Here is an 11,296-nt window from a genome sequence, read left to right as displayed (position 1 = left end):
TATGAGTCATTGGGACAGGTGGCTTAAAAGTTTCGTGAAGAAAAAGTGTAAAGGAATATTGACAATATCACACCTCATATCCGGCTTCCGTCAGCAGCTTTTCAGCCAGCGGATCGCTTTTATCCTCTCTTTCTCCTGCTGCGCCCTTGTCACTTAATGTAATCACAGCCGCCCGGAAAGGCTCTTTTCCTGTTTCTGGCAATACCTGGATTGTATCTCTCACGCTGATCTCTCCTTCCTGTAATACCCGGGCAAATATCCCATTGGACGGCATGATACATTTTCCCATCTGGTAATAGATCGTACAGTGGCTGTGACAGTCCTTGCCAATCTGTGTGACCTCCAGCAGCACGCTGCCACATTGCAGCCTTGTGCCTACCGGAAGTACTTTCAAAGGAATGCCCTGTACAGCCAGATTTTCTCCAAAGGCTCCCGGATAGACATCAGCGCCTTCAGCTCTGAATGCATCGATTTCTTCCTGCGACAGCAGACTTACCTGTCTGTGCCAGTGACCAGCATGCGCATCACCCTCGATTCCCTAGTCCGTACGCAGCCTTGCGGTATCCAACGTTTTTTTCTGCGTGCCTCTTTTTTCGCTGATACAGATGGCTGTAACTGTGCCTGCCTGTATTGTCTGTTCCATCACTATCCTCCGATCTGTACCATCTGTTTATTTTCTGTGATTTTTTCTCTTGTATCAAAGCAATGCATCTGTGGTTTTGCAAGAATCACACGCTGCAGTAGCTCACGGATCTGCTCATGATTTCCCGCCCGCAGGATCTCCCGCCCGTCTATACTCTCACCATAGCACAGGCAGGGCTTGAAATGACCGTCTGCTGTCATGCGGATCCGGTTGCAGGCCGCACAGAATTTCCCATGCACGGGGCTGATGAAACCGACATTTTTCCGGAAGCCCGGAATCTCGTAGTATACGGCCGGGCCATTGCCCTTTCGCTTCTGTACAGGCTGTAACTCAGGATACAGCTTACACAGCGCATCCAGTATATCCTTATTTGCTATCCCTTTATGTGATTTTCCCTCGCCTATCGGCATGAGTTCAATAAAGCGGACGTCTGCATAGCCTTTCTCTGCCAGAGAAAGTACCTGCTGCCATACGGCATCGTTGATGCTCTTCGGCAGCACTGTATTGGCATGAACGGGAATATCCAGTTTTTCTGCCTGCAGGATACCGGCCACTACCTTTTCCAGTGCATCCTGCCCGGTGATCTGCCGATACAGCCGGGGATCCAGCGTGTCCAGACTTACATTAATACAGTCGACACCTGCTCTTTTCAACGCCCCTGCCTGTTTCTCCAGCAGTACGCCATTCGTTGTCAGTGTCACCTGCTCCACACCGTTCAGAGATTTTATCTCGCTTATAAGCTGTACACAGTCCTTTCGTACCAGTGGCTCGCCACCGGTAATCTTGAACCGGGTAATACTAGATGGAAAAGAAGGAAAAGCAACAGAAACAAAGCTGGAGAAAGGTAGAAAGCTGATAAGGGAATTGCTTGATGATAAAAAAGAAATTTCCATCAGGGAATTAGATGAAAAAGCAAAAGAGCAGAGAATATCCGGACGAACAATGCGTGATGTGAGAAGCCGAATGAAGAATGAGTTGGAGTATCGAGTAAATGAAAAACAGGAAAACAGTATTCGATTAAAAGAATGATGGGTGGCAGAGTCATTGAAGAAAATATAAATTTTTATAGATACCCTATCTGCCACCTGCCGTCTGCCGATGTATGAAATTACGAAAATAGATTGCGAATCGCATGCAACTTGCAATCAAACAAGATATAATGAAGAAAAAAGAGGAGGCGATATTTATGGCCAGAACAGCAAATGTATTTGCACGTGTTGAGCCTGAAGTGAAAGAACGGGCAGAGCAGGTGCTTGATAGACTTGGAATTCCAATGTCCAATGCGGTAGGAATGTTTCTGAGACAGATTGTACTCCAGAGAGGAATTCCTTTTGAGATGAAACTTCCAGCTTATGAGGAGCCTGTGGCATATGGCTCTCTGACAAAGGAACAGTTCAATGCAGAAATAGAAAAAGGCATGGAAGATATTAAGGCTGGCAGAGTGTATTCAGCAGATGAAGTTGAAGCAGAAATGAAACAGGAATTTGGTATATGAAATATAAAGTGATGTATACAGCAGGAGCAAAGAAAGATCTGCGAAATATTTTCAGATATATTTCAGAGGAACTGTTAGCACCAGAGAACGCTGCCGGACAGACAGACCGAATTATGGCTGCTATTCGAAAGCTGGACACCATGCCGAATAGAAAAGGCGAAGGAAATCAGCGTGCATCTGTTGTGACAGATACACAAAAAGAAGCGATAAATTTGGGAAGAGAGATATCCAGAAATCAGAGAGGAGAATTATTTATCCATGGTGTAGATGGAAAAATTAGAGCACGTGATTCTCATGGGAATGATCCGTATCCACCAAGAGGGTAGGGAATGAAAGAAAAATGATTAAGATGCTGTTTGCGGAGAAAGTAAGTTTTCTGTAAGCAGCATTTTTAGATAACTTTACTATTGCGGTAGATTACGGTCAAAGTGACAGAGATGCTAAGTATTATAAGATGGCGGAATGTCATAAGCTTGTTAAAATTCATCAGTTAGGGCAAATGTTTCTTGCCAAAGCGTAATATTCAATATGCATAGATGTCACTTATCAATATATGATTTTTCTAAGCGTATAGGAATAAGTAAATTTGGATTGACAGAAAATATAGAAAAGCGTATTATAATAGCAAGAGGTGGGATTTCCCACGTAAATACTTGCATAGGAGGTGTTGGTAATGGAAGCAATGAAAGATTATGTTGCCCATCTGGATAACAAAAAAAGAATTACGCTCAGAGGAGCTGCTTATCAGTATTACAATGTAAAAGAATATGGAAATGGCTGCATTATTCTGGAACCTCGGGAACTGGCAGTGCCAGAGAGCATTTCAGCCAGAACCCTGGCAGATATGGATCGTGCAGTAAGTAACTTTAAAAGAGGAGATGTTTCTCCGGCTATTGACCTGTCAGATTTTTAAAAGGAACAAAGAATGAACTTTAATATACGAATGGGAATCCCTGAAATGCAGGAACTTTGGCTAGATCTGCAGGAGAAATATCGTTCTGGGAATATAAAAAAGAAGGAAGAACAGTTGTATAAAAAATGGGGAAAGGCTTTAAAGCTGTTATCGGCAGATCCAGGGTATCCAAGTCTTCAAACCCATGAGATAGAGCCATTGTCCAGACGTTATGGAATGAAAGTGTGGCAATCATATCTGGAAAATAAAACCAGTGGCGCAATGAGAATGTACTGGGTTTATGGACCAGACCAGAAAGATATTACAATTATCGGATTGGAGCCACATCCGGAAGATAAGAAAAATGGCGCATATGACCGAATTTCACTGTCGGATTTGTCGAAAAAATCTTATTGCATAAGCAGTGGTAGTAAGATTATAATAAATGTAAAGGAAACAAAAGATAAGCTATGGAGCTATAGATTATAACAAGTGAATGAAACATTGGATAATTTGAAAGGAGGAATTGTCGATGGGAGCAACAGCAACAGTGAGAAAATCAGATTTTATAGATGCAATGGAAGAAAATCAGAAAGATGTTCGTAAGATGGTAATGGACAGTTACCACGATATTGAAAAAGGCAAAGGCAGAGATTATAAAGAGTTTTTTGCAGAATTAGAAAGCAGGTATAGGAATGCGAATGTATAAAGTTCTGATTCTTCCTCTGGCAGAGGAAGATATCATGAATAATACGGATTATATTGCGTTCGAAAAAAAGGCACCTGAAACAGCGTTAGAATTGGCAATGGGTTTTCGTAACACCATTGCCAAAATTGAATTTATGCCTAAACAGCATGAATTAGATGAAGATGAAGAATTGGCAGCGCGAGAAATCCGAAAGTGTTATTATAAAAATTATAAGATTTATTTCTTTATAGATGAAAGAAGTAGTACGGTATATGTGCTGAGAGTTTTACATATGTTGGTAAATGCAAAACCGTTATTGCTGAATATGAGGTTGTGATTTTGTACCAATCATGTACCAATTTTGTACCAATCCATTAGAAATATCGTAGAAATACAAAGAGCTACATGGACTGAGAGAATCTAAAAAGTATAGAAAAACAGGCATTTGTAGGATATAGCAAGGATATATAAAGAGATGTTCTGACAATCCCGACAATGAAGTCCTTAGATGGTGTAAATAAGAAAAATGATGTAAATAATACAGCTTCTGAAGCACCTGAAAAAAATGTAAAAACTGAGTCTGAAAAGATTGATTTCTCTAATGTGAAGATTGAGCCAATCTTTGAAGAAATGGTAGATTTCGATACATTTGCAAAATCCGATTTCCGTGCAGTTAAGATTTTAGCTTGCGAAGCAGTACCGAAGTCAAAGAAGCTTCTGAAGTTTACATTAGATGACGGAGAACGCAAAGACCGTGTGATTTTAAGCGGTATTCACGACTATTACGAGCCGGAAGAACTGGTTGGAAAGACAGCAATCGCTATCGTAAATCTGCCACCGAGAAAGATGATGTAAAGATGTACCGTTTTACAAAATAGACGGGATGTACTTCATTTGATAAAAAACTAAAAAAACAGCGATTTACATCAAACTTACATCAATTGATGCAGAAATCGGTGCAAGCAAGAAAAAATCGCATAATTAGCAGAATGAATGGGCAGTCCTGAAATCGGGATTGCCCATTTTAAAACAAACAGGAAAAAAGGAGAAATAAACATGGCAAAGAAAGAAGAAAGATTTGAAGTTACATTTAGAGACGGAAGTCAGCTTAAGGATGAAGGAGTTCGCCAAATCCTTGTAGATAAGGAGACTGGGGTTAACTATCTTTGTTGGAAATCTGGATATGGAGCGGCTATTACACCTCTTCTGGATTCAGAAGGAAAAGTCATAGTGACAAAGTAAAAATCGCATTTGTTCATTTGTAAAGTAATTGTACACAATGGGGCTGTCCTGAAAACGTAGTTCAGCGATAACCTATGGTTATTGCTATAAGCCTCTATGCAGAAAGTTTGTCAGGGAATTGTGTTTATTTTTTGAAATGAAATATATTGCCTATTTTATTCCTGGAAATACCAAAAAAATGAGAATATAAGCACAAAGAAATATAATATAAATACATTTTATTTTTTATATTCAAAAAGTAAAATATATTTAACAAAATATTTTGGAGGTGTGAAACATGGCAAAATTTTTAAGTATGGTCAGTCCGGATGATGTTGAAACTCAAATATTAGATTGGGGACAATTTCAATGGCTAAATGAACCAAGAGTAACAGGAGCACAGAAGCAAATCCTTGGATTAGGACGTATAAAACCAGGAAAAGGACACACACGGCATAATCATGAAGATAGTGAAGAGTTCATTTATTTTCTTGAGGGAAAAGCCAACCAGACTATTGAAAATGAAGATGGCGTACAGGAAAAAGAATTAGGCCCCGGAGAAATGGTTTATATTCCTCAGGGAGCATATCATTCAACCATTAATGTGGGAGATGGAGATCTTGTATTCTTATGTTGTTATCTGAATGCCGGTTCAGAGCTTGCAATCGCTAAAGATGCAATAGAGATTTTACCTCCTAAGAATAACTGGAAAAAAGAAGAATAGTATGGATAGTAAAAAAGGGTAGGATTGTTGGAAAATCAACAGACTATCCTTTTTGACTATGCTTTTGTCAGAATTATTGATTCTTATAATTGAAATCAGGGAATTGAATGGATATAATAAAAAATAAAAAATGCGTGAGTCAAGAGAGAACAAGATATGGATAGAGAATATATTTTACGACTATTACATGCACAAGTAAATATTAATGGACATATTGTTGGAGCTGCTGTCGGGTCTGGAATGACTGCCAAATATGCAGTGATGGGTGGGTCTGATTTTGTGATGGCACTCAGTGCCGGTAAATATCGAGTCATGGGAAGAAGTTCTTATGCGAGCTATTTTTGTTATGGAAATAGTAATCAGACAGTGATGGAGCTTGGTACCAGGGAATTACTTCCGGTGATTCAAGAGGTTCCGGTGTTATTTGGTTTGTTTGCATCAGATCCGGAGATCCATTTATATGAATACTTGAAAATGATTAAAGAAAATGGTTTTTCGGGAATTGTAAATTATCCGACAATGTCTTTGATTGATGGAAAGTTTCGAATTGCGTTGGAAGAAGAGGGAAATACATATCAGAAGGAAGTAGAAGCAATCCGTCTGGCACATTATTATGATTTGTTTACGGTTGCATTTGTGACGAATGCAGAAGAGTCTGAACTGATGATAGAAGCCGGAGCGGACGTTATTTGTGCACATTTGGGATTAACAAAGGGTGGTTATCTTGGGGCCAAAAATGTTCTTTCTATTCAAGATGGAAAGAAATTGACTGATGAGATATTTGAGGTCTGTATGAAGAAAAATCCGGATGCTTTGCGCATGATCTATGCAGGACCGGCCAGCACTCCGATTGATATGCAGTATATGTATCAGAATACTGCATGTCAGGGATATATTGGAGGTTCAACCTTTGAAAGAATTCCCGTGGAGCGGGCAATTTACAATACGACAAAGGCTTTTAAAAGTTACGGCAGTCTGGATGAAAACGATCCAATGATGAAGATGATCAATGGAAACTGGAATCCCGGAGATTATACGGAATTTGTAAAAAAATATATCGAAGAACATTATATGAATGAAATAAAGTTAGCAGATCTTGCGTTAGTCGCACACGTTACTCCTTCGTATCTTAGTACAAAATTTAAAAAAGAAACAGGAATTTCTTTTACAGAATATCTGGTGAGACACCGGATACGGAAGGCGAAGAAATTAATAAAATCTGGAAATAGTTCGTTTAAAGAAGTGGCCGATGCAGTTGGGTATCATGACTATGTACAGTTTAGTAAGATGTTTAAAAAATACGCAGGTGTTGCTCCCAGTATTTATAGACAAGCTAGTTTTAAAACAGAATGAATAATATAAACACAAGAATACTTAATAAATAAAATAGAAAGTAATAATATAAACACAATAATAAGAAAGATAAACACATTTACTGTGTAATCAATAAGAGGTAGAATCTAAGCATAGACAAGAGGTTCTACCTCTTAATTGTATTCACTGGCCGGTGGAAAATGTAAAAGATGGAGGGAGTGGACAGATGAGCAAAACAATAGCAATTGCCGGTACCTTTGATACAAAAGGAAAAGAATTTTTGTATGTAAAAGGTCTGGCAGAAGAATTAGGAATTACTCCATATATGATACACACAGGCGTATTTGCACCAGCCTTTGAAGTAGATGTGACGAACATGGAAGTTGCAGAGGCAGCGGGATATGATATTGAAGATATTGTGAAAAAGAAAGACCGTGCATTGGCAACAGAAGCTCTGTCAAAAGGAATGGAGATTTTAATTCCGAGATTGTATCAGGAAGGTAAATTTGATGGAATCATTTCATTTGGTGGATCAGGGGGAACTTCTCTGGTTACACCGGCAATGCGTGCGTTGCCAATTGGTGTCCCAAAGGTCATGGTTTCCACGATGGCATCTGGAAATGTTTCGCAGTATGTGGGAACGAGTGATATCATTATGATTCCGTCAATCGTAGATGTAGCGGGACTCAATAAAGTATCAAAAACGATCTTCCGTAATGCGATTTTAACAATTGCAGGAATGATCGGCATGAAAGAAAAATTAGGGGATGAAAAAGAAGACAGTAAGCCGATGGTGGCAGCTACAATGTTTGGCGTGACAACACCTTGTGTGGATCGGGCAAAAGCTTATTTAGAAGAAAGTGGATATGAAGTTTTAGTATTTCATGCGACGGGAACCGGTGGAAAAACAATGGAAACATTGATAAGTGCGGGATTTTTCCAGGGAGTTCTGGATTTGACAACGACAGAATGGTGTGATGAGCTTGTTGGAGGTGTGCTCTCAGCAGGAAGTACAAGATGTGAAGCTGCAATCAAATGTAAAATACCACAAGTAGTTTCTGTAGGTGCCTGCGATATGGTAAATTTTGGACCAATGGATACAATTCCTGAACAGTTTTCATCGAGAAATCTGTACAAACACAATCCAACGGTTACATTGATGCGTACAACTGTACCGGAAAATCAGAAAATAGGTGCGATGCTGGCATCCAAATGGAATCAGACAGAAACAGATATGGCAATTTTACTTCCAGAAAAGGGTGTTTCCATGATCGATGCAGAAGGACAGCCGTTTGATGGAGTGGAAGAAAGAAAAGCATTATTCGATGCAATTGAAAATGGAATCGATAATGGACATGTAGAGATTATAAAATTGGACTGTAATATCAATGATAAATTGTTTGCAGAGACTGCAGCCCAGAAGCTGATTGATTTAATGGAAAAGAAATAAAATCATAAATATAAACAGGAGGATTTGATATGTTAAGAAAAACCAGAAGTGAAATTATGGACGATTTTAAGGCACAGGTAGCACAGGGTAAGATTTTAGTAGGTGTAGGTGCCGGAACAGGAATCACTGCAAAGTGTAGTGAAAAGGCGGATGTAGATATGTTAATCATCTATAACTCAGGCAGATTTAGAATGGCAGGACGTGGTTCTTTGTCAGGACTCTTATCCTATGGTGATGCAAATGCGATCGTTCAGGAGATGGGACAGGAAGTATTACCGATTGTAAAGAAGACACCAGTTCTTGCAGGAGTATGCGGTACAGATCCGTTCCGTGTAATGGATATTTTCTTAAAACAGTTAAAAGATCAGGGATTTAATGGAGTACAGAATTTCCCTACCGTAGGATTGATCGATGGTAAATTCCGTGCAAATCTTGAAGAGACCGGTATGGGATATGGATTAGAAGTAGATATGATCCGTGAAGCCCATAAATTAGATCTGCTTACATGCCCTTATGTATTTGATCCGGATCAGGCAAAAGCGATGGCAGAGGCAGGCGCGGATATCCTGGTTGCCCATATGGGACTTACTACAAAAGGAACGATCGGTGCAGAGACAGCGGTTACCTTAGATGATTGTTGCGTAAAGATCCGTGAGATTATCAAAGCGGGACGTGAAGTGAATCCGGATATTATGGTTATCTGCCATGGTGGACCGATCGCGGATCCGGAAGATGCAGCTTATGTGATTAAGAATGTACCGGAAATCGATGGATTCTTTGGAGCATCTTCTATTGAAAGACTTGCTTCAGAACGTGGAATGACTGCACAGGCAGCTGCATTCAAAGCAATTGAAAAATAGATATTCTGAAAATGAACAATAAAAAATATTAATAGAAGTGAGGGGCTATCGGGAAATAGATAGTTCTAAAACAGGGAGTGCATGACTCACAACGAGTCATACACTCCCTAAAATTTATCTGAAAAAAGAAAAAAAGATGGCTAACGACAACCATCTTTCTCTCCATTACATGTTATAATGTAACTATGCTAACAACTAATTATTATAACGATTTTTTTGAATTAGGGAAACAGAAAATTAACTTTAGTTTCTTCGAATTGAGTTTACCTGACGACGATCCAGTCTATACCCTTAAAAAAGTGATGGAGGAATTAGATTTTTCTGGGAACTTTTTATTGACGGTACAAAGATCGAGGCGAATGCGAACCGTTATACTTTTGTATGGCGCGGAAGCATCAATTACCATCTTGCAGGCCTCCTGGATTCTATCGACCAGCTTTTTGAAAAATATAATGCTTTTTTGCAGGAAAATGATTATGGGGCAAAGTATGGGCTGGGAAATGCACAGATGTTTGTGATCGAAGGAATGGACAAGGTCCGGGAAGTGATCGAAAAGAACAGAAAACGAAAGCTTGTAAAACATAAAAAGCTCTCCAATAACCGTATTATAGAGATCGATAACTGTTCTCCGCTTGAGATACGGAAACTTCAGGACAATCTCACGATGATCGCAGTCAGCGAAGGGATCAGATTCGTTTACGGAAAGGGGAAAAGAAAATCTGTGCTCCAGCAGCTGCATGAGGAACTGGAACAATGCGGAAAACGACTGATGGAATATAAAGAATGTTTTGAGATCATGGGAAAAATTTTATCGTACATGGATATGTAAGCAGCGACCGCACCGATTATAATACCCTGATCCCGGTCCTTGAAAAACATAAGAATGCTTTCGGGCGTATTCTGGAAGAAGTAACTGCAGACAGCGGGTACTGCAGTGAAAAAATCTGCTTTATTTAAAACAGAATGAAATATCCAGTTATATAAAGCTGCAGGATCACGAGAAGCGAAAAACACGCGCTTATTCAGAAGATATCAGTAAATATTACAACATGAGGACAGGGATCTTTGAAGATGAACAGTTCTATATCTGCCATGACGGACGTGAACTGCGGCATCTCAGGACAGAGACCAAAGAGCAGGATGGATATACACAGATCTTTGAGGTATATGGCTGCGCAGACTGCAGCGGATGTGAACACAAAGCCCGCTGTCTGTATAAGTATGATGCGGAGAAAGATGCCGAAAAGAACAAAGTCATGAAGATCAATGAACAATGGGAGGAACTGAAAGAAAGATCCCATGCCAATATCCAGAGCGAACGGGGAATCCTGAAACGCCAGACACGTTCCATTCAGACGGAAGGACATTTTGGAGATATCAAGGAAAATGAGAACTTCCGGCGTTTTAATTACCGCTCATCAGATAAGGTATATAAAGAATTCATGCTGTATGCCATTGGAAGAAATATAAATAAATATCATCGTTTTTTATACGAAAAACTGAGAAAATTTGAGGGAAAAACTGCCTAGAAAAAAATGCGGCCGTAAAAATCCAAACAAGGATTTTTTACGGCCAAAAATAGAAAGTATTTATCAAAGTAAAAATATCCTGAACAAGTTGCAGAGCCAGAATGCTCTGTAACTGTCAGGATATTTTTGTTTGGTATTGTCAGCTCTAAAAAACGTTATTTACCGACAGCCACATTGTAAATGGCGGTTTCTTGTTAAAAACTCGAAAATCGTTATAATGAGTTTACCAAATAATAAGGAGGACTCAAAAATGAATTTAGGAGAAAAAATCAAAGAATGCAGAAAGCAGGCAGGTTTTTCACAGGAGCAGCTTGCTGAAAGACTAAATGTATCAGGACGAGCAATTACAAAATGGGAAACTAATAAAGGTATAGCTTGTGCCGGTTCGATTGGAACCATGCAATGATTATGGGTAAAGAGTTTGCTGGAAAAGTAACTCCCAGGCGGGTATGGGATAGCATTACACTTTGGACATTTCAA

At 39.5% G+C, this 11,296-nt stretch carries 17 protein-coding genes and 1 pseudogene; 16 read left to right on the top strand and 2 right to left on the bottom strand.

The annotated features are described in order from the left end of the window. Nucleotides 1-67: 67 nt before the first annotated feature. Together LI112_RS14965 and LI112_RS14960 are read right to left on the bottom strand one after the other, a co-directional pair. Entirely contained in the window at nucleotides 68-535 is a 468-nt protein-coding gene (locus LI112_RS14965; RefSeq protein ID WP_227190966.1) for an MOSC domain-containing protein, read from the bottom strand. Between the two features lie 110 nt (nucleotides 536-645). After that, nucleotides 646-1,536 (bottom strand): GTP 3',8-cyclase MoaA, encoded by an 891-nt coding sequence (locus tag LI112_RS14960; protein ID WP_081019412.1) that lies wholly within the window; start codon nucleotides 1,534-1,536, stop codon nucleotides 646-648. Between LI112_RS14960 and LI112_RS14955 the strand changes: the two genes are divergently transcribed. The 16 genes and pseudogenes from LI112_RS14955 to LI112_RS14880 all read left to right on the top strand — a co-directional run bounded on the left by LI112_RS14955 (nucleotide 1,427) and on the right by LI112_RS14880 (nucleotide 11,222). Then, nucleotides 1,427-1,672 (top strand): hypothetical protein, encoded by a 246-nt coding sequence (locus tag LI112_RS14955; protein WP_055055874.1) that lies wholly within the window; start codon nucleotides 1,427-1,429, stop codon nucleotides 1,670-1,672. The genes LI112_RS14960 and LI112_RS14955 overlap by 110 nt on opposite strands. 157 nt (nucleotides 1,673-1,829) lie before the next feature. Next, nucleotides 1,830-2,138, top strand: coding sequence for a type II toxin-antitoxin system RelB/DinJ family antitoxin (locus LI112_RS14950; protein ID WP_055055875.1), 309 nt, complete (start codon nucleotides 1,830-1,832; stop codon nucleotides 2,136-2,138). Beyond that, complete coding sequence (locus tag LI112_RS18410; RefSeq protein WP_117628815.1) at nucleotides 2,135-2,464, top strand: DUF2188 domain-containing protein; 330 nt, start codon at nucleotides 2,135-2,137, stop codon at nucleotides 2,462-2,464. Before LI112_RS14950 ends, LI112_RS18410 begins: the two co-directional genes overlap by 4 nt. 347 nt (nucleotides 2,465-2,811) lie before the next feature. Continuing rightward, nucleotides 2,812-3,051 (top strand): hypothetical protein, encoded by a 240-nt coding sequence (locus LI112_RS14940; RefSeq protein WP_005609451.1) that lies wholly within the window; start codon nucleotides 2,812-2,814, stop codon nucleotides 3,049-3,051. Between the two features lie 12 nt (nucleotides 3,052-3,063). After that, complete coding sequence (locus tag LI112_RS14935; protein ID WP_227190964.1) at nucleotides 3,064-3,519, top strand: hypothetical protein; 456 nt, start codon at nucleotides 3,064-3,066, stop codon at nucleotides 3,517-3,519. Nucleotides 3,520-3,562: 43 nt separating this feature from the next. After that, nucleotides 3,563-3,739, top strand: coding sequence for a hypothetical protein (locus LI112_RS14930; RefSeq protein ID WP_155512658.1), 177 nt, complete (start codon nucleotides 3,563-3,565; stop codon nucleotides 3,737-3,739). Beyond that, nucleotides 3,726-4,055, top strand: coding sequence for a type II toxin-antitoxin system RelE/ParE family toxin (locus tag LI112_RS14925; RefSeq protein WP_055055876.1), 330 nt, complete (start codon nucleotides 3,726-3,728; stop codon nucleotides 4,053-4,055). The genes LI112_RS14930 and LI112_RS14925 overlap by 14 nt, the downstream gene beginning before the upstream one ends. Nucleotides 4,056-4,189: 134 nt before the next feature. Further along, nucleotides 4,190-4,570, top strand: a pseudogene (locus LI112_RS14920) (lysine--tRNA ligase); the annotation flags it as partial. Nucleotides 4,571-4,774: 204 nt separating this feature from the next. After that, on the top strand, nucleotides 4,775-4,960 hold the full coding sequence (locus tag LI112_RS14915; RefSeq protein WP_005342831.1) for a DUF6440 family protein: 186 nt from the start codon (nucleotides 4,775-4,777) through the stop codon (nucleotides 4,958-4,960). Between the two features lie 277 nt (nucleotides 4,961-5,237). Beyond that, complete coding sequence (locus tag LI112_RS14910) at nucleotides 5,238-5,663, top strand: cupin domain-containing protein (protein WP_055055878.1); 426 nt, start codon at nucleotides 5,238-5,240, stop codon at nucleotides 5,661-5,663. A gap of 156 nt (nucleotides 5,664-5,819) precedes the next feature. Next, the gene (locus LI112_RS14905; RefSeq protein ID WP_055055879.1) at nucleotides 5,820-7,016 is read left to right on the top strand and encodes a phosphoenolpyruvate hydrolase family protein; all 1,197 of its coding nucleotides are present in this window, start codon (nucleotides 5,820-5,822) and stop codon (nucleotides 7,014-7,016) included. A 187-nt stretch (nucleotides 7,017-7,203) separates the two neighbouring features. Next, nucleotides 7,204-8,427, top strand: a complete 1,224-nt coding sequence (locus tag LI112_RS14900; protein ID WP_055055951.1) for a Tm-1-like ATP-binding domain-containing protein — start codon at nucleotides 7,204-7,206, stop codon at nucleotides 8,425-8,427. A 29-nt stretch (nucleotides 8,428-8,456) separates the two neighbouring features. Then, nucleotides 8,457-9,287, top strand: a complete 831-nt coding sequence (locus LI112_RS14895) for a phosphoenolpyruvate hydrolase family protein (protein ID WP_055055880.1) — start codon at nucleotides 8,457-8,459, stop codon at nucleotides 9,285-9,287. A 460-nt stretch (nucleotides 9,288-9,747) separates the two neighbouring features. After that, complete coding sequence (locus LI112_RS14890; RefSeq protein ID WP_155512659.1) at nucleotides 9,748-10,116, top strand: hypothetical protein; 369 nt, start codon at nucleotides 9,748-9,750, stop codon at nucleotides 10,114-10,116. 220 nt (nucleotides 10,117-10,336) lie between these two features. Beyond that, nucleotides 10,337-10,816: a transposase gene (locus LI112_RS14885; RefSeq protein ID WP_227190963.1), complete on the top strand. Its 480-nt coding sequence runs from the start codon at nucleotides 10,337-10,339 to the stop codon at nucleotides 10,814-10,816. 250 nt (nucleotides 10,817-11,066) lie between these two features. Next, a complete protein-coding gene (locus LI112_RS14880) occupies nucleotides 11,067-11,222 on the top strand; it encodes a helix-turn-helix domain-containing protein (RefSeq protein WP_055055881.1) in 156 nt (51 codons plus the stop codon). The last annotated feature ends 74 nt before the right edge of the window (nucleotides 11,223-11,296 follow it).

The organism is Blautia sp. 210820-DFI.6.14 (assembly GCF_020558815.1).
In the GTDB taxonomy this organism is placed as follows: Bacteria; Bacillota; Clostridia; order Lachnospirales; family Lachnospiraceae; genus Blautia_A; species Blautia_A obeum.
The sequence above is the reverse complement of the archived record's forward strand: the minus strand, read 5'-3'. Positions and strand labels throughout refer to the sequence as shown.

What these genes read in the sequence shown, in the direction of transcription:
- LI112_RS14960 (WP_081019412.1), bottom strand. Translation starts at nt 1,536, where the DNA reads ATGGAAATTTCTTTTTTATCATCAAGCAATTCCCTTATCAGCTTTCTA.
- LI112_RS14950 (WP_055055875.1), top strand. Translation starts at nt 1,830, where the DNA reads ATGGCCAGAACAGCAAATGTATTTGCACGTGTTGAGCCTGAAGTGAAA.
- LI112_RS18410 (WP_117628815.1), top strand. Translation starts at nt 2,135, where the DNA reads ATGAAATATAAAGTGATGTATACAGCAGGAGCAAAGAAAGATCTGCGA.
- LI112_RS14940 (WP_005609451.1), top strand. Translation starts at nt 2,812, where the DNA reads ATGGAAGCAATGAAAGATTATGTTGCCCATCTGGATAACAAAAAAAGA.
- LI112_RS14935 (WP_227190964.1), top strand. Translation starts at nt 3,064, where the DNA reads ATGAACTTTAATATACGAATGGGAATCCCTGAAATGCAGGAACTTTGG.
- LI112_RS14930 (WP_155512658.1), top strand. Translation starts at nt 3,563, where the DNA reads ATGGGAGCAACAGCAACAGTGAGAAAATCAGATTTTATAGATGCAATG.
- LI112_RS14925 (WP_055055876.1), top strand. Translation starts at nt 3,726, where the DNA reads ATGCGAATGTATAAAGTTCTGATTCTTCCTCTGGCAGAGGAAGATATC.
- LI112_RS14915 (WP_005342831.1), top strand. Translation starts at nt 4,775, where the DNA reads ATGGCAAAGAAAGAAGAAAGATTTGAAGTTACATTTAGAGACGGAAGT.
- LI112_RS14910 (WP_055055878.1), top strand. Translation starts at nt 5,238, where the DNA reads ATGGCAAAATTTTTAAGTATGGTCAGTCCGGATGATGTTGAAACTCAA.
- LI112_RS14905 (WP_055055879.1), top strand. Translation starts at nt 5,820, where the DNA reads ATGGATAGAGAATATATTTTACGACTATTACATGCACAAGTAAATATT.
- LI112_RS14900 (WP_055055951.1), top strand. Translation starts at nt 7,204, where the DNA reads ATGAGCAAAACAATAGCAATTGCCGGTACCTTTGATACAAAAGGAAAA.
- LI112_RS14895 (WP_055055880.1), top strand. Translation starts at nt 8,457, where the DNA reads ATGTTAAGAAAAACCAGAAGTGAAATTATGGACGATTTTAAGGCACAG.
- LI112_RS14885 (WP_227190963.1), top strand. Translation starts at nt 10,337, where the DNA reads ATGAGGACAGGGATCTTTGAAGATGAACAGTTCTATATCTGCCATGAC.
- LI112_RS14880 (WP_055055881.1), top strand. Translation starts at nt 11,067, where the DNA reads ATGAATTTAGGAGAAAAAATCAAAGAATGCAGAAAGCAGGCAGGTTTT.